The following is a 17,056-nucleotide window of genomic DNA, read 5'->3' as shown; positions in this document are numbered from 1 at the left end:
CTTTCTCAACTCCCTTGCAAACCGCGAGGAATCATTCTACAATGAGGTGTGGCATCGCAGCAATTTACAATGGGAGGCTTAGCCATGCGCACGTGGGTAGATCAAGATACATGCATCGCTTGCGGAGCTTGCGGCGCAACCGCACCGGATGTGTTCGACTACGATGAAGACGGGATCGCCTACGTCATCCTGGATGACAACACGGGAACGGCGGACGTCCCGGAAGAGTTTTGGGACGATGTGAGGGACGCCCAAGAGGGTTGTCCGACGGAATCGATCAAAGTGGAAGAGTGATGAACGGATAAGCTGCTCGAGCCCCTCGGGCGGCTTTTTATTTTTCCAGCAAAAGCCGCACCCGGGCCAAACCGCCCTCCACATGGATCACCCGCGGATAACCCAGCCGGAGCAGCAGATCCGCCGCGTGGACGCTGCGAACCCCGTGGGCGCAATACACGTAAATGGGCTTTTCCGGATTCAACCGCCCCGGCGGCGGAGGAAAACAGGACAAGGGAAAGAAAACCGCCCCCTCCAACCGGTCCACCTGCCATTCCTCCCACTCCCGCACATCCAGCAGCGTCGCGTCCTTCAGCGCTCCGGACCGGTATTTTTCTGCAAAGTCTTCTGCGGAAATGCAGGGAATCTCCACGCTTTGCCCCCTCCCCCAATTGCTGATAACATTGTACCACAGCCCTCGGCACAAACCGTTTGCTTCGCTTGAAAAAAGAGACTAGAATGTTATTGTTGGCAAAAAAATCAGGCCGGAAAATCCGGTTTTTGTCAACTCCACCTTCAAATTCATGATGCAGCAAAGGAGGAGGATGGCCGATGGAACAACCGTTGATCGTCGATGCGTTCATCGAAATTCCGGCTGGAAGCCAAAACAAATATGAATACGACAAGGAAGCGGGAGTTTTCCGCCTGGATCGGGTGTTGTATTCCCCGATGCATTACCCCACCGAATACGGCTACCTGGAAGGCACCCTGGCCGAAGACGGGGATCCCCTGGACATCCTCGTGCTGACCACCTTCCCCACCTTCCCCGGGTGTGTCATCCGCTCCCGCGTCATCGGCGTGTTGCTGATGGCCGATGACAAAGGAGAGGATGAAAAACTCCTGGCCGTCCCGGTGGACGACCCGCGCTGGGATCAGGTGAAAGCCCTGGAGGATGTCGCTCCCCACGTGCTCAAGGAGATCGAACACTTCTTCCAGGTATACAAAGACCTGGAAAACAAGAAAACCGTCATCAAGGGATGGAAAGACGCCCGATTCGCTCAAGAGCTGTACCGGGACTGCGTCAAGCGGTACGAGGCTGCGCACGCCAACGCCCAGGTCCGTTAAAAAATTGTTGACACAGGCGGAAACCCGTGCTAGAGTATTTATCAAACTTTGACCGAGCAATACGGGAAAGCGATGATGGAGCCAAGTGTCAGAACGGACCTGCAGAGAGCCGGTGGTCGGTGAAAACCGGTGGTTCGGCTGACGCGGAGCCCTCCGGAGTGTCCGGCTGAACGCCTCCTTGCAAGGGTCAGTAGGTCGGATCGGTGGAACCGTTACCCCCAGGGTCATCGACCCGCCGAGGTCGCCGACGCGAGTCCGCGACGAATTGAGGGTGGCACCACGAGACCTCTCGTCCCTCACCTACCCTGCCGTAGGTGTGCGACGAGAGGTCTTTTCACATAAAACATCCTGGGGAGGGAGAGAAACGATGCCCTTCGAAGAAAAATTTCATCTGCGCATTCCCGGGCCGACACCCGTTCCGCTCCGGGTGCAACACGCCATGAACCGGCCGATGATCGGCCATCGCAGCGCCGAATGCAGCCGGCTCGTTCAAAAGTGCAGCCAGCGACTTCAATCGGTCTTCGGCACGCGGGAAAACGTGTTGATCATAGCGGGCAGCGGCACCTCCGCCCTGGAGGCCGCCGTCGCCAACACCGTGGCTCCGGGGGAGGAAGCGGTGGTGGTGGTGACCGGCGCCTTCGGCGACCGCTTTGCCAAGATCGCCGACCGCTTCGGAGCCCGGGTGCACCGCCTGGACATTCCCTGGGGAGAGGCCTGCTCCCCCGACGCGCTGAAATCCTTCCTGCTCAGTCGCCCGCGGGTGAAGGCCGTCTTCCTCACCCATTGTGAAACCTCCACCGGCGTGCTCAATCCCGTCCGGGATCTGGCCCAAATCGTCAGGGAACACAGCGACGCCCTGGTCATCGTCGACGGCGTCAGCAGCGTGGGAGGAGTCCCCTGCGAGATGGACGCCTGGGGCATCGACATTTTCGTCACCGGATCGCAAAAGGCGTTGATGCTTCCTCCCGGCCTGGCCTTTGTCGCCGTCGGCCCCCGGGCCCGGAAAGTCATCCGTCAGGCGGAGGCCCCCCGCTTCTACCTGGATCTCCAGGCTTACCAAGAGCAGTTGGAGAAAGAAACCACCCCCTTCACGCCGGCGATCGCCCACCTGTTCGGGCTGGAGGCCGCCCTGGACATGCTGGACGAAGAGGGCCTTGAAAACGTCTTCGCCCGCCACCGGCTGATGATGGAAATGACCCGCGCGGGAATCCGGGCCCTGGGGCTGCCGCTCCTCGCCGAGGACGCCGTCGCCTCCCCCACGGTGACCGCCGTCCGGGGAACAGAGACCATCGATGCGACCGCCCTCCAGAAAGAACTGCGCCGGATCGGCGTGGTGGTGGCCAGCGGCCAGCAGCATCTGAAAGGAAAGATCTTCCGGATCGGCCACATGGGTTATTGCGATCCCCTGGACGTCCTGACCCTCCTTTCCGCCACGGAAACCGCCCTGCACCGCCTGGGGAAACCGGTCCGTTGGGGTGCCGCCGTCGCGGCCGCAGAGGAGGTGTGGAGCCGTGTTTAAAGTGCTGATCACCGATCCCTTGAGCCCGCAGGGCATCGACATCCTCCGGCGGGCCGAAGATGTCCAAATCGTGGAAAAGACGGATCTTGCGCCGGAAGCGCTGCTTAAGGAAATCGAGGATGCCGACGCCCTCCTGGTCCGCAGCCAGACTCAGGTGACGGCGGAGGTGATCCAAGCCGCCAAACGGTTGAAGGCGATCGGCCGGGCGGGCGTCGGAGTGGACAACATCGACGTCGACGCGGCCACCGGGAAGGGAATCATCGTGATCAACGCCCCCGACGGCAACACCATCTCCACCGCGGAACACACCTTCGCCATGTTGATCGCCCTCGCCCGGAACATCCCCCAAGCCTACCAGTCCCTCATCCGGGGCGAGTGGGACCGCAAACGGTTTGTCGGCGTCGAGCTGAGGGACAAACGGCTGGGAATCATCGGCCTGGGAAGAATCGGAACGGAAGTGGCCAAACGGGCCAAGGCCTTCCACATGGATGTGCTCGCCTACGATCCCTACCTGACGCCGGACCGGGCGGAAAAAATCGGGATTCGGCAGGCCTCCTTGGACGAAGTGATCCAAACCTCCGACTTCATCACCGTCCACACCCCGCTCACCAAGGAGACGCGCCATCTGATCGACAGCCGGGCCTTCGAAAAAATGAAGCCGGGGGTCCGAATCCTGAACTGCGCCCGGGGCGGCATCATCGACGAAGGAGCGCTCCTTGAGGCGATCCAATCCGGCAAGGTGGCGGGAGCCGCCCTCGACGTCTTCGAAACGGAGCCGCCGGGGGACCATCCGCTCCTTCGGCTGCCCCAGGTGATCGCCACTCCCCATTTGGGAGCCTCCACCCGGGAAGCCCAGGAAAACGTGGCCGTCGATGTCTGCGTGGAGATCCTCCACATTCTGCGGGGCGAACCCTTCAAAAACGCGGTCAACCTGCCCTCCATCCCGGCGGAGCTCCAGGAGAAGCTGAGACCCTACCAATCCCTGGCCGAAAATTTGGGTCGGTTCGCCCTGCAGGCGACGCAAGGCGCCCTCTGCTCCGTCACCGTCACCTATTCCGGGGAGCTGACCGGCCTCGACACGGCCCCCTTGACCCGGACCATTCTCAAGGGCGCCCTGTCCACTTATCTGTCCGACGTCAACTACGTGAACGCCACTTTCCTGGCCAAGGAACGGGGAATCCGGGTGACGGAACAGAAGGTTTCCGACCTCAGGGGATTCACCAACCTGATCACCGTCGAAGTGGTCACCGACCGCAGGCGGCGCACCGTTTCCGGCACGCTGCTGAACGGATTGGGGGCCCGCATCATAAACATCGACGGTTATTCCATCGATGTGCTTCCCCGGGGACACCTGCTCCTGATCCAACACCGGGACCAGCCCGGGGCCATCGGGCGGGTGGGCACCCTGCTGGGAAAACACGGCATCAACATCGCCACCATGCAAGTGGGGCGGCGGGATGTGGGAGGACAGGCGATCATGATGCTTTCGGTGGACAAGCCGGTTCCTCCCGAAATCCGACAAAGCCTTGCCCGGCTGGAAAACATTGAAACCGTCCAGGAAATCGACCTGTAGCGCAACAGGGGCGCGGTGCGGCTTCCACCGCGCTCCTGTTGCGCTGGACGAAAGCCCTCCCCGCGTGCTAAGATGCTTGATGCACGGGTGAACCGGCTCATCAAAGGAAGGGAGGGTCTGGGATGGACGCAACAGACGAACGCGTGGCCATCGTGACGGGAGCCAGCAAAGGATTGGGAGCCGCCATCACCCGCCGCTTCGCCGCCGGCGGAATCCGGGTCGTCGCCTGCGCCCGCAGCGAAGACAAGCTGAAGGAGGTGGCGAAGGCGGATCCCGACCGGATTTTCCCGATCCCCTGCGACGTCACCCAAAGCCGGCAGGTCAAACATCTGATCGACGAAACCCTCCGGCGATTCGGCCGGATCGACATCCTGGTGAACAACGCCGGACTGGGCCGCTTCGGCAAGGTGCATGAGCTGTCCGAAGAAGATTGGGATCAGATGATGGCCGTCAATCTGAAAGGGGCCTTTCTCGCCTGCAAATACGCCATCCCCCACCTCATCCGGCAAAAGGGGCACATCGTCAACATTTCCAGCGTTGCCGGAACCGTCACCTTCCCCGGCGGAGGCGGTTATTGCGCCTCCAAATTCGGGCTGATGGCCCTGTCGGAAGTGTTGACCCAGGAACTGAAACCCCACGAAGTGCGGGTCTCCACCCTCTGCCCCGGATCCATCTTGACGGAATTCGGCGACCCCAAACCCTACGCCCTGAAACCGGAACAGGTGGCGGAAACCGTCTGGCAGATGATTTCCGCACCGCGCGGGGTCATCTACAACCAGATCATCATGCGCCCCCAGGTTCCGCCGGAAATGCAAAAATGACTCTCATCGGGTGCGAAAAACCGGATGCCGAAAAGGCATCCGGTTTTTCCATGCGCCCTATTCCCCGCCGCCCACAGGCAGCTTCACCGTGAAGGTGGTGCCTTCTCCCAGGCGGCTTTCCACGGAAACCGTTCCGCCGTGGGCATCCACCAAGTGTTTGACGATCGCAAGCCCCAGTCCGGTTCCCGACTGCCCCCGGGTCCGCGCCTTGTCCGCCTTGTAAAAGCGCTCGAAGATAAAGGGAAGATCCTCCTCGGGAATGCCGCTTCCCGTATCCCGCACCGTCAGCGACACCTTCCTGCCGTTGCTCGGGGCGGCCTTGAGACAAACCTCCCCTCCTTCGGGGGTGTGACGGATGGCATTGTCCACCAGGTTGGTCAACACCTGCTCCACCTTGTCCTCATCCCAAAAGACCTCCGGCACATCGGGATGTACCTCCCACTGCAAACGCACCTTTTGCTCCCCGGCAATCCCCTGGAACTTGCGGACCACCCGCTGGAGCAGCGCAGGAACGTTCACCCGGGTCCGTTCGATCTCGATGTGCCCCGACTCCATTTTGGCCAAATCCAGCAAATCCCTCACCAACCGGCCCATCCGCAGGGTTTCGTCGTGAATCACCCGGGCCAGCTCCTTGCGCATCTCGGGAGACTGGGCGATATCGTCCAGCAGCGCTTCGCTGTATCCCTGAAGCATGGAAAGGGGAGTCCGCAATTCGTGGGAGACGTTGGCCACAAAGTCCTTCCTGAGCTTATCCAATCGGCGTTCCTCCGTCACATCCCGGAGAACGGCCACCGCTCCCCTCACCTGGTCCCCGGCGTAAAGGGGCGCCATCACCACGGCCCACGTGCGGCCGTGAAGGGTGATATCCGCGGCGTGATCCCTTTCATCCTTCACCACCGTCTGGAAGATTTCCCGGAGGGGAGGCGGCAGGCTTTCCCTTTCTTCCTCCTCGTCGGACCAGGAGGCGAGCAGCCGCTCCGCCGGCGGATTGACCACGATGATTTTCCCTTCGGCGTCCATCGTGATCACCCCGTCCACCATGCTGCGCAAAATGCTGGCCAGCTGTTCCTTCTCGTGGGAAAGCGCCTCCATCGACTCGTGAAGCTGTTCCGCCATCCGGTTGAAGCTGATGGCCAGATCGCCGATCTCATCCCTTTCGCGCTGACGGACGGGGAGCCGGATCGAAAAGTGGCCCTGGGCCATCTTTTCCGCCGCCCGCTTCATCTGGATGAGGGGCTGGGTGATGCGGGTGGAAAGGAAGAAGGCGAAAATCGTCGTCAAAAAGATGCTGATTAAGGCGGAATAGATGATCCACCGCTTGATGTCCGTCTCCGTCAACTGATCGTGCTCCCGATAGAGGACGACGGCGCCCGTCACGTTGCCGTCCGACTTCAGCGGAACCGCCACCAGCAGAATTTCGTCCTTGAAAAGGGGGAAGGCATGCTGATTCTTCCCCACCTGCACCCGTCCCCGCAGAACCACCTCTTTCCCCTGAAAAACCCGCTCGATTTCCGTTTCCTTCAAAATGGCCTGCCACGGAATCTCCGGCGAGCCCGGCGAGCCGTTCAGCGAACGGGCGGACTTGTCCGGACCGAGGATGATCGAATGCACGTCAAACAGTTCGGTGGCCCGCAACAGGGCGGACACGTACTCGGAATCGGGTTTCTCCTCATCCTGAAGGGATTCCTGGATGTGACGGGCCAGGTTGAGCAGATACTTCTGCTCTCCCTGATTCACCGTCCGCTCCAGCTGTTCGCTGAGGATCAGGCTGAGCAGCATCAGAACGAGGGTGACAAGGCCGATGATTGTCAGCCACAATTTGCCGACAACGCTTCGCCAAATCACTCCTTCGGCACCTCAAGCTTATAGCCTACGCCCCACACCGTGGTGATCATCGCCGCGGCGGCTGGGGAAGCCTTGTTCAGCTTTTCCCGGAGCCGCTTGATGTGAGTGTCGACGGTGCGGAGATCGCCGAAAAACTCGTAATGCCAAACATCCCGGAGCAGTTCTTCACGGGTGAACACCTTGGAGGGAGAACGGGCCAGATAAAGGAGCAACTCATACTCCTTCGGCGTCAGCGCCACCTTTTTCCCGTCGGCCCGCACCTCATGGGCGTCGTGATCGATGACCAGATTGGGAAAGACGATCACATCCCGGGTCTCGGTGTCGGTGGTCAAAAAGGCGGTCGCCGAGGAGCGGCGAAGCACCGCCTTCACCCGGTGAACCAGCTCCCGGGGGCTGAAGGGTTTCACCACATAATCGTCGGTGCCCACCTCAAACCCCTCCACCCGGTTCACCTCTTCTCCCCGGGCGGTCAGCATGATGATCGGGGTGGCCTTCTTTTCGCGGATCTTCCTGCACACATCCAAGCCGTCCATCCCCGGAAGCATCAAGTCGAGAATAATCAGATCGTAGTCCTGGGAAAGGGCCATGCGCAGAGCCTTCTCCCCGTCTTCCGCCTCTTCGATCTGAAAGCCCTCCCGCTCCAGATACATGCGAAGCAGCCTGCGGATCTGGTCCTCGTCGTCCACGACCAGGATTCGCTTCTCCCTGTCCATGGTCTCACCTCACCGGAAATCCTTTTATGCGTAAGAATGAAGACCTGCAAACACCAGGTTGATGGCGATCAGATTAAACATGAGAATCACAAAACCTCCCACGGCCATCCAGGACGACTTCAGCCCGAGCCACCCCCGGGACAGGCGCAAATGCAGATAGGCGCTGTAAAAGAGCCAGGTGATCAGGGCCCACACTTCCTTCGGATCCCAGCCCCAGAAGCGGCCCCAGGCGTAATGGGCCCAGATCGACGCGAAGATCAGCCCTCCCAGGGTGAAGATCGGGAAACCGATGGCAATGGCCCGGTAGGCGATTTCGTCCACCAACTCCGGATCGAGATTCTTCACCAGGGGATGGAGGCTTTCGCAGATCCGCTTTCGGGCCAGCGCCCGGAACAGGCTGTACAGGATGAGCCCGGCGATGATCGACCAGAAGATCGTATTCGCCTTGCTCGCCGCCTTCTCCCCCTTCAACCAGGAGGGTGCTTCAAACAGGGGACGGTCCAAGCCCAGGAAGGGATCCATCTTCACCACTTCCCCCCCAGCCGGACCGATCAGGGGCGGGAGGGAATACTCCTGCAGGATGGTTTCGCCGTTTACCGTGTGTTGGATGGCCGCCTCATAACCGAGGCCGGCAAAGAGGAAACTCACGAGAATATAGCCGACAAACAACACCACCAAAACCAGCGTCAGCTCCAAAAAGCGCGCATGGGCCGATTGGCGCCGGGTTCCCACGACCCGGATCAGGTAAATCAGACCGGCGATGAATCCGACGGCGAAGGCCCCTTCCCCGAGGGCCGCCAGCGTCACGTGAATGTGCAGCCAATAGCTCTGCAGGGCGGGAATCAACGGACGCACTTCCTTCGGGAAAACGGAGGCGTAAGCCAGTAGGACCACCGCCAGCGGGAGGACGAAGGCCCCCAGGGCGGGGGTGCGGTAGAGATAGTAGATCAAAATAAATGCCAAGACGAGGGCAAAGGCCAAAAATGCGGTAAATTCGAACATGCTGGCGGCGATGGAACGGCCGCCCATGAGAAAGCGGCTGATGATGAACATCACCTGAACGGCGGCGCCGGCGATAGTCAGCACGATCCCGGCCCTTCCCCACCGGCGGACGTGGTTTTCCTCTCCGCTTCTCCGCTTCCTCCCGACCACCGCGACGACAAAGGCGATGGAGGCCAGCCCATACGCGACGAAGGTGAGAAGGAGCAAGTTCTCCATCCATGCATTCATCCGTTTTCCCTCCTACCGCTGGTCGGAAAAACAAGCCGAAGATCCGTCCCCTCTGCGGCCTGCTCCAGCTCTCGCCTGAACCCGAACCAGTTCTTGTTGGTATGGGCACCTAGATACAAGATGCCCTCCTTCCAGCGAATCCAAACCCTCCGGTGCTGCCAGTAGAACCCGATGGCCAAACCGATCACAAAAATCACCGCGCCGGCAAAAATGATCGGCGTCCCCTTCTGCTGGCGGACGATCAGTCCCGATTGGTTGACGGTCTGGATTTTTTCCAGTTCGATTTTGTAGCGGTTCTCCTTTTGAACCTCATCCATGTTCGTGCCGGCGATCACCCAGGATTTTTCCGGCTTTTTCAGCTCGGGTGTTACAAGCTCAAACACGAAGGCCGGCCGGTTGGGCTCCTCCGAAAGGGTGATCGGGCGGTTCTCTTCCATTGCGAAATCCGGGAAATACTCCAAAATGCGCACTTCGGCGCCCCCGGGCAACCGATAGGGCTCGCGGAATTTCGGCTTGTTGAGATCCACCGTGAAACTGCCGACGGTTTTCCCCGTCTTTTTGTCCCGGACGGACAGAACGAGTCCCTTCAATTTGGTTTGAAAGTCGGATTGGAACAGCTCCACATCCTGATACTTGAGCGGGTGATTCACCCGGATCGTCTGGCGGTGAACCGGCTTCAACTCTCCGGTTTCGGGATCCTTCGCTAGCAGCACCGCCTTTGTCTCGTACTGCTTGACGACCGGCTGACCGCTTCCGGCCGCATCCTTCGGCAATTCCTCCGGATCGTAAAACACGACGGAGGCCGCCTCGTTTTTGACATAATAGGGAGTCTGGGGAACGCGCTTGGTTTCCCCTTCCCGGACGAACACAAACTCGTTCAGGTAAAAACCCGGGACCCTGAGCAAAAGAATCCCGATCAAAAAAATGATCAATCCCACGTGGTTGATGTAGGGCCCCCAGCGGCTGAATCGCCCCTTTTCCGCCAGCAGGGCCGCCCCTTCCCGCCGGACCTGATACCGCTTCCGGGACAGCCTTTCCGCCAGCAGGTCCATCAGGGCGGTTCCTTCCTGCTCCGTCATCTCCTTGCGGGCATGGATCCGCTGCCGCGTGAGAAAGACGGGATCCTTCACCACCCGCTGATTCTTCAAAGCCCGGTACAGGGGGACCACCCGGTCCAGGCTGCAGACCACCAGGGAGACCCCGATCAGGCCGATCAGCAGGCGAAAGGGCCAGGAAGAATACAGATCGGACAAGCCCAGTTTATAATAAATCTCCCCCACCACCCCGTACTGCTGCGGATAATACACGTCGGGACGGGCCGAGGGGATGTACTGCTCCTGGGGAAGAATCGTCCCTAAAATGGAAACCGCCAAGGTGAGCAGAATGAGCACGACCGCCACCTTGACCGAAGAGAAGAAACTCCAGATCTTGTCGAACAGCGCGCGGTTCCGCGTCTGGGAGCGCCGGGCCGCGCCCTCGTAGCGCATGTCCAGCGACTGGGTTTCTTGTCCGTCTTTTTCATCGAGGGGCTTGCCGCAGGACTCGCACAATACCGTTCCGAAGGGATTGGTGTGCCCGCACTCGCATTTTATGTTCTCCACCGCTTCCACCCCCCGCTGCCTGCGGCGCCGTCATGCCCCGGCCCTCTCCCGCCGGGACATTTTGGCAAAAAGGCGCCTTTACGATCCATTATATCGCAGGGGAGGGAAGAGACCAAAAAATCATTTTGAAGATTGTTTGAAAGATGAACGGAGGCGTTTTATCTCCTCCCGGGTGAGCTCCCGGTACGTCCCCGGCGAAAGGCCCTTGAGGGTGATAAAGGCCAAACGCGTCCGGATCAAATGGAGGACCGGATGGCCCACCGCCTCGCACATCCGGCGGACGATCCGATTCCGACCTTCGCGGATGACGAGCTCCAGGACGGTGCGCTCCTTTCCCCGCCGAATCCGGCGCACCTGGGCGGGGGCCGTAAGGCCGTCCTCCAGCCGGACCCCCCGCCTCAGCCGCTCCAGCGCCTCTTCGGAGGGATCCCCCTGGACGGTGGCGCGATAGCACTTTTCCACCCCGTACCGGGGATGCATCAGGAGATTGGCCAGCTCCCCGTCATTGGTGACGAGCAGCAGCCCTTCGGTGTCCCTATCCAGCCTGCCCACCGGATACACCCGCTCGGGGATGGCCCGGAAATAATCGGCCACCACCGGTCTCCCCTGGGGATCGGACATGCTGGTGATCACCCCCCGGGGCTTGTAAAAGGCAAAAAGCCGCATCCGCGGCAAACGGATCGGCTTCCCCCGGACTTCGATCCGGTCCCGGAGCGGGTCCACCTTCACGCCCAGCGTGGTGACCGTCTCCCCGTTCACCTTCACCTGCCCCTTGAGGATCAACTCCTCGCTCTTCCGGCGGGAAGCGACTCCCGCCCGGGCGATGACCTTTTGCAGCCGTTCCATCCTCTCACCTCATCCCCATCTTAGCCCATCCGGGCGGGGATGACAAATCAGCCGCCGAAGACCATCGTCACGATTATCCAGGATGCCAGAAAGCCGGCCAAATCGGCCAGGAGTCCCACCTTCACCGCATACAGGGAGCGGCGGATTCCCACCGCGCCGAAATACACCGTCAGCACGTACAGGGTGGTGTCGGTGCTCCCCTGCATCGTCGACACCAGCCTGCCCAGGTATGAATCGGGGCCGTGGGCGCGGAAAACGCTCTCCACAAAGGCCAGGGATCCGGCGCCTGAGATGGGGCGGAGCAGGGCCAGGGGAAATGCTTCTTCGGGGAACCGGATCAAAGAAAGGATCGGCTGAAACAGCTGCAGATAAAACTGCATCGCCCCCGTTTCCCGGAAGATGGAGACGGCCACCATCATCCCCACCAAGTGGGGAATGATCTGGACCGCGGTGGGAAAGCCCTCCTTCGCCCCCTCGACGAAACTCTCATAAACCGGGACCTTGCGAAAATAGGCGGCGTAAAGAGGGATGAAGACAATGATTGCCGGTATCATCAGCTTGGAAATCCAGTTGATCCACTCCAAGGATCTTCACCCCTCCCGAGGGTCCTTCATTCCGCCCGGCCCCGAAAATACCTGGCCCGGAACCAGCGGTCAAGCAGGATGGCCACCAGGGTGGAGCACAGGGTGGCCAGGAGCGTGGTCCCGATAATCTCCGCCGGATCCGCCGATCCGTACTTCATCCTGAGCCCGATGATGGTCGTGGGAATCAAGGTGAAGCCGGAGGTGTTCAGGGCGAGCAGCGTGCACATCGCCGGGGAGGCCGTTTTGGAATCGGGATTCATCTTCTTCAGTTCCTCCATCGCCTTGATGCCCATGGGGGTTGCCGCATTGCCCAGTCCGAACAGATTGGCGCTGATGTTGCTCAGGATATACCCCATGGCCGGGTGATTCGGCGGGACGGACGGAAACAAAAAACGGACCACGGGGCGAAGCATTCGGGCCAGTTTCTCCAGCAGACCGGCATCCTGGGCGATCCGCATCATCCCCATCCAAAAGACGAGCACACTGATCAAACCGATGCAGACCGCCACCGCTTCCTTCGCCCCCGCAAGCGCCGCCCGGGTCACCAGATCCACCCGGCCCTGGGCTGCCGCGGCCACGACGCCGCTCAAGATCATCCACAACCAGATGTGATTGACCAAAAACTCAACCCCCTCTGCCGAAAACATACTGCAACACGGAAGGCCAGAGGCGCCATACCGAAGGCTCTTCCCCGTACCGCGTCAAAAGGGGCACCGTCCCGATCAATTCATCCCCCAGATAGATGCGCACATTACCCACCCGCTTCCCTTCCTCTCCCACCCGGTCCAGCGGATGCGTCACCACCGGCTCCAGGCGGATCTGCTGCCGTTCGTCTTCACTCAGCGGATAGACGAAATCCGCTGCCGCCGCCGCCTGAAGCAGGCGACCCTCCTCATCCGCCTTGCGGGCGTAATCGAAGGCTTGCCCCTTTTCCACCAACCGAACGGGGGAGAACGTTTGGAATCCGAACTCAAACAAACGCATGGAATCATTCCAGTCGTCCGGCGCGTTCAGAGTGACGCAGATCAGGCGCCGCCCGTCCCGGGTCGCCGAGGAGACCAGTGTCCGCCCCGCCTTTTTGGTGTAACCGGTCTTCACCCCGTCCGCCCACCGGTAAAAGCGGAGCATCTTGTTTTTGTTGTACCATTTGCGGTGCCACTTCTCCCCCGGCCAGGGAACGGTCTTCACTTCCGTCGACACGATTTCCCGAAACACGGGATTTTTCATGGCGTAGGCGGCCAGCCGGGCCAAATCGGCCGCCGTCGAATAATGGTCCGGATGATCCAAGCCGTGGGGATTGGCGAAATGGGTGTCGGACAAGCCCAGATATTCCGCCTTTTCATTCATCATATAGACAAAGCCCTCCACCGATCCGCCCACATGTTCGGCGATCGCCACCGCCGCATCGTTGCCGGACCGGAGCATCAGTCCGTACAACAGATGCTCGAGGGGGATCCGCTCGCCCGCCTGAAGATAAATGGAGGATCCCTCCACCCCCTCCGCCCGCGAAGAGACCGTCACCTTCTCGGACAGATTTCCGTGTTCGATGGCCACAATCGCGGTCATGATCTTGGTCACGCTGGCAATGGACATGCGGCGGCGGGCATCCTTCTCATACAACAACCGCCCCGAGTCGGCGTCCAACAGGGCCGCCGACCGGGCGCTCACCTCCGGGCCGGGAGGGGCGGCCGCCGACGCCGCAGGGACCGCCGATGTCATAACCAGGATCAGGACGATCATCCAGCGAATCGATGTGAGACGCATTCCATCCTCCACCCCAGCCTGTACTTTGTACATGTATATGCCGGGCCAGTCCGGTTATGAAAAACAAAAAAACCGTCCACCGACGGGACGGATCAGCCGAAAAGCAAAAACGGACCGATGTTCCTCCGCCGTGGGGGAATCGGTCCTCCCCTTGGATCCGTACGTGCAAAGCCTCAAATGTCCATGCGCGGCTCTTCCGAACGCTTCCGTCCGCGGACGGCCCCCTGCAGCCGCTCCATCAATCCCGGGGCAAAATCGATCAAACGGTCGAGGAGGTGGGTCTGTCCGTCCAGGTTGAGCAGGCGGATTCCCTTTTCACCCACCACGAGGAAAGCCACCGGCGTGATTGAAACCCCTCCCCCGCTTCCCCCGCCGAAGGGAAACTCGGTCCCCTTCTCCCTGCCATGCTTCTCTTCATCCGTCTGTCCCTTCCGCCTGTCCGGACCGTCCAGCGTAAAATCGGTCCCCCCGGCGGCAAAACCGAAGCCGACGCGGGAGATGGGAATGATGATGCTGCCGTCCGGGGTTTCCACCGGATCCCCGACGATCGTATTTACGTCCACCATCTCTTTCAGATTTTCCATCGCCGTGGTCATCAGGCCCTGAAGGGGGTGTTCCGCCATGTCCCCTCACTCCCTTTGCGCATATTTAAATACAGGCGAGTGACGGCAAGTATAAGATGCCCCAAGCGAAACCGGACTATGCAGAGCAGATGGGATTGAAGGCGTCTTTCCCCGAAGGACGGGCGAACATCCAGAGCGGGGGGACGCGCCCACCGCACATGCCTTCCCACCGCTTGGACGAGCGCCGTCTTGATCGCCCAGGCCATTCCCGTGAGCACTCCCGTTTCGGCGGCGTCACCCGTTCCGATGGTGGTGGCCCATTCCAGCCGCTCGCAGGTGACATGTCTCAAAAAAAGGCGAATCGTGTCGTTGAGATCGCGCACGCGCCTCTTGAGGGATTGAAAACGCCTTTGATACCGACCCACCGTCTCCAAAGTGATCCTCCGCCTCTTGCCCGTGAGGGTTTTCCCTTTTCCGGTTTGCAACTTTTGGCGGACGGCAAGGCCCTCATCCTCCCTCTTTATCAGGGGAACGGAATAGTGAAAGCGAACCAGTCCCCCGATCCAGCGAACGGTCACTCCCAGCTCATCGTCGTCCCCTTCCCTGCGGTACTGAAACCGGATCGACAATGTGGTAAAGGGGATGAGGAGCAACAGGAAAAGCAGTGTGAAAAAAATCCATCCGAGCACCTGCATGCCCAACACCTTCCGATTCAGAAATATTTTGGGCAAAGGCAGGCCGGATCATGCAACAAAAAAAGCCGCCTTTCCCACAGTTCCGGAAAGGCGCTTTTTTAGGCTCACTTCCCGCCTTCGGCAAAGGCGGCCGCTTTCTCCGACTCGTCCCTTTCCTTCGGCTCCACGCCCAACCGAAGATAGAGATCCCTCCGTTTTTCCTCCCATTCCATCCAGTCAAACAAGGTGTCGGGCACCGGCAGTTCCTCGATGCGTTTTAAACCAAAATACTCCAGAAATTCCTTCGTCGTTCCGTACAGAATGGGGCGCCCCACCCCATCCGCCCGTCCCACCTCCTTCACCAATCCCTTCCGCTGCAGGGACTGGATCGTCTTGTCGCATTTCACTCCGCGGATCTCCTCGATTTCCGCCCGGGTGATCGGCTGGCGGTAAGCGATGATGGCCAAGGTCTCCAGCGCCGCCCGGCTCAGTTGGGACCGGTTGGGGGTGCGGGCCATTCGCTCGAAATAGGGGGCAAACTCCGGCAAGGTGGTCAGCTGAAACACCTGGGCCACTTCCACGATCTGCAGCCCCCTCCCCTCTTTCTTCCAATCCTCCTGCATCCTCCGAACCGTGTCCAGCACCGTGTGAACATCCACTTCGAGAATTTCCGCCAGTTCCCGCGGATGAAGCCCTTCATCCCCCGCGGCGAACAGGAGGCCTTCGATCACCGCCCGCATCTCGCGTTCGTTCAATGAAGCCCTTCCCCCTTCTCTCCGACGGCTATGATGATGATCTCACCGAACAACTGCTCCTGGCGACAGACCACCCGTTTCATCTTCATCAGTTCCAACAGGGCGAGAAAGGTGGTGACGATCTGCTCCCGGGTGGCCCGTTGGTGGAGAAGGCGGGAAAAGCGGATCGTCCCGCCGTTTTCCGAAAGAAGCCGGAGCAATTCCTCCATGCGGTCCCCGACGGAAATCTCCTCCCGGACGATGCGGGTGACAGGCGGCTGTTTCCTGCGGCTTGACAACACCTCGACAAAGGCCTGGAACAGGTCGTCGGGAGTCAGGTTTCCGACGGGGTTTTCTTCCGGAGCGTAGGCGGAAAGATCGGCCGGCGGCCTCGTGTACACCCGGCTTCGCCGGGATTCGAATTCCCGCAGAACTTCGGCCAAATGCTTGTATTTCTTGTACTCCAAGAGCCGTTCGACCAGCTCTTCCCGGGGATCCGCCTCCTCCTCGCCATCCGGCCTCGCCGCCTCTTCCGGGTCGGTGCGGGGAAGAAGCATCCGGCTCTTGATCGCGAGCAGGGTGGCCGCCATCACCAAAAACTCGCTCGCGATCTCCAGTTCCCATTCCCGCATGGCCGACAGATACGCCATGTACTGGTCCGTGATGCGGGCGATGGGAACCTCGCAGACATCCAGCTCCGACTGCTCGATGAGATGGAGAAGGAGATCCAGCGGTCCCTCAAAGCCCTCCAGCTTGATCGTGACATCCATTCCCTTATCCCTTCAGCTCCCGCAACAGATTGGCCATCTCGATGGCGGTGACGGCTGCCTCCCATCCCTTGTTTCCCGATTTGGTCCCGGCCCGCTCGATCGCCTGTTCGATGGTATCCACGGTGATCACTCCGAAGATGACCGGCACGCCGTTTTTGAGGGCGGCGCTGGACACCCCCTTGGCCACTTCACCGGCCACGTAGTCGAAATGGGCCGTCGCCCCCCGAATCACCGCCCCCAGGGCAATCACCGCGTCGTAGCGGCCGGACGCGGCCATCCGGTCGGCCACGAGAGGAATTTCAAAGGCTCCCGGAACCCACGCGATCTCCACCGCGTCTTCGGAAACCCCGTGGCGATTGAGGGCATCCTGCGCCCCCGACAGCAACTTGCCGGTGATGAATTCGTTAAATCGGCTGACGACGATGCCAAAGCGGAGCCCCTGACCGATCAATTTCCCTTCATATACCTTCGCCACCGAAAA

The 17,056-nt window shown here is 60.4% G+C and carries 19 protein-coding genes; 5 read left to right on the top strand and 14 right to left on the bottom strand.

Annotated elements, in window-relative coordinates; genetic code table 11:
• Positions 1-69 precede the first annotated feature (69 nt).
• Entirely contained in the window at positions 70-294 is a 225-nt protein-coding gene (locus BM063_RS03400) for a ferredoxin (protein ID WP_177198956.1), read from the top strand.
• 37 nt (positions 295-331) lie between these two features.
• On the opposite strand, the gene BM063_RS03395 is transcribed toward BM063_RS03400, so the two are convergent.
• Positions 332-646 (bottom strand): rhodanese-like domain-containing protein, encoded by a 315-nt coding sequence (locus tag BM063_RS03395; RefSeq protein WP_218154404.1) that lies wholly within the window; start codon positions 644-646, stop codon positions 332-334.
• 179 nt (positions 647-825) lie between these two features.
• Here BM063_RS03395 and BM063_RS03390 point away from each other — a divergent pair, with 179 nt between their 5' ends.
• The 4 genes from BM063_RS03390 to BM063_RS03375 all read left to right on the top strand — a co-directional run bounded on the left by BM063_RS03390 (position 826) and on the right by BM063_RS03375 (position 5,251).
• Entirely contained in the window at positions 826-1,338 is a 513-nt protein-coding gene (locus BM063_RS03390) for an inorganic diphosphatase (protein ID WP_092035916.1), read from the top strand.
• Positions 1,339-1,705: 367 nt separating this feature from the next.
• On the top strand, positions 1,706-2,857 hold the full coding sequence (locus BM063_RS03385) for a pyridoxal-phosphate-dependent aminotransferase family protein (protein WP_092035915.1): 1,152 nt from the start codon (positions 1,706-1,708) through the stop codon (positions 2,855-2,857).
• Entirely contained in the window at positions 2,850-4,430 is a 1,581-nt protein-coding gene (gene serA, locus BM063_RS03380) for a phosphoglycerate dehydrogenase (protein WP_092035914.1), read from the top strand. Before BM063_RS03385 ends, serA begins: the two co-directional genes overlap by 8 nt.
• A gap of 122 nt (positions 4,431-4,552) precedes the next feature.
• Positions 4,553-5,251 carry an SDR family oxidoreductase gene (locus BM063_RS03375; RefSeq protein WP_092035913.1) on the top strand — a complete coding sequence of 233 codons (699 nt, stop codon included), beginning with the start codon at positions 4,553-4,555 and terminating at the stop codon, positions 5,249-5,251.
• A gap of 57 nt (positions 5,252-5,308) precedes the next feature.
• On the opposite strand, the gene BM063_RS03370 is transcribed toward BM063_RS03375, so the two are convergent.
• The 13 genes from BM063_RS03370 to ribH form a co-directional block, all read right to left on the bottom strand.
• Entirely contained in the window at positions 5,309-7,096 is a 1,788-nt protein-coding gene (locus BM063_RS03370; protein ID WP_425439112.1) for an ATP-binding protein, read from the bottom strand.
• Positions 7,093-7,809 (bottom strand): response regulator transcription factor, encoded by a 717-nt coding sequence (locus BM063_RS03365; protein WP_092035912.1) that lies wholly within the window; start codon positions 7,807-7,809, stop codon positions 7,093-7,095. The genes BM063_RS03370 and BM063_RS03365 overlap by 4 nt, the downstream gene beginning before the upstream one ends.
• Before the next feature lie 24 nt (positions 7,810-7,833).
• Entirely contained in the window at positions 7,834-9,039 is a 1,206-nt protein-coding gene (gene ccsA / locus BM063_RS03360) for a cytochrome c biogenesis protein CcsA (RefSeq protein ID WP_092035911.1), read from the bottom strand.
• Entirely contained in the window at positions 9,036-10,640 is a 1,605-nt protein-coding gene (gene resB, locus BM063_RS03355) for a cytochrome c biogenesis protein ResB (protein ID WP_143085218.1), read from the bottom strand. The genes ccsA and resB overlap by 4 nt, the downstream gene beginning before the upstream one ends.
• A gap of 120 nt (positions 10,641-10,760) precedes the next feature.
• Positions 10,761-11,486, bottom strand: coding sequence for a pseudouridine synthase (locus BM063_RS03350; RefSeq protein WP_092035909.1), 726 nt, complete (start codon positions 11,484-11,486; stop codon positions 10,761-10,763).
• 47 nt (positions 11,487-11,533) lie between these two features.
• Positions 11,534-12,040: a spore maturation protein gene (locus BM063_RS03345; protein ID WP_092035999.1), complete on the bottom strand. Its 507-nt coding sequence runs from the start codon at positions 12,038-12,040 to the stop codon at positions 11,534-11,536.
• Positions 12,041-12,096: 56 nt separating this feature from the next.
• A complete protein-coding gene (locus BM063_RS03340) occupies positions 12,097-12,690 on the bottom strand; it encodes a nucleoside recognition domain-containing protein (RefSeq protein ID WP_092035908.1) in 594 nt (197 codons plus the stop codon).
• Positions 12,691-12,694: 4 nt separating this feature from the next.
• Positions 12,695-13,834: a D-alanyl-D-alanine carboxypeptidase family protein gene (locus BM063_RS03335; RefSeq protein ID WP_092035907.1), complete on the bottom strand. Its 1,140-nt coding sequence runs from the start codon at positions 13,832-13,834 to the stop codon at positions 12,695-12,697.
• Between the two features lie 173 nt (positions 13,835-14,007).
• Complete coding sequence (ytfJ, locus tag BM063_RS03330) at positions 14,008-14,457, bottom strand: GerW family sporulation protein (RefSeq protein ID WP_092035906.1); 450 nt, start codon at positions 14,455-14,457, stop codon at positions 14,008-14,010.
• Positions 14,430-15,092 carry a DUF2953 domain-containing protein gene (locus BM063_RS03325; protein WP_143085217.1) on the bottom strand — a complete coding sequence of 221 codons (663 nt, stop codon included), beginning with the start codon at positions 15,090-15,092 and terminating at the stop codon, positions 14,430-14,432. The genes ytfJ and BM063_RS03325 overlap by 28 nt, the downstream gene beginning before the upstream one ends.
• A 104-nt stretch (positions 15,093-15,196) precedes the next feature.
• Entirely contained in the window at positions 15,197-15,826 is a 630-nt protein-coding gene (scpB, locus tag BM063_RS03320; protein WP_092035904.1) for an SMC-Scp complex subunit ScpB, read from the bottom strand.
• Complete coding sequence (locus BM063_RS03315) at positions 15,823-16,575, bottom strand: segregation and condensation protein A (RefSeq protein ID WP_092035903.1); 753 nt, start codon at positions 16,573-16,575, stop codon at positions 15,823-15,825. Before BM063_RS03315 ends, scpB begins: the two co-directional genes overlap by 4 nt.
• A gap of 4 nt (positions 16,576-16,579) precedes the next feature.
• The gene (gene ribH, locus BM063_RS03310) at positions 16,580-17,050 is read right to left on the bottom strand and encodes a 6,7-dimethyl-8-ribityllumazine synthase (RefSeq protein ID WP_092035902.1); all 471 of its coding nucleotides are present in this window, start codon (positions 17,048-17,050) and stop codon (positions 16,580-16,582) included.
• Between the last annotated feature and the right edge of the window lie 6 nt (positions 17,051-17,056).

This window comes from Planifilum fulgidum (assembly GCF_900113175.1).
GTDB classification, from domain to species: Bacteria; Bacillota; Bacilli; order Thermoactinomycetales; family DSM-44946; genus Planifilum; species Planifilum fulgidum.
The sequence above is the reverse complement of the archived record's forward strand: the minus strand, read 5'-3'. Positions and strand labels throughout refer to the sequence as shown.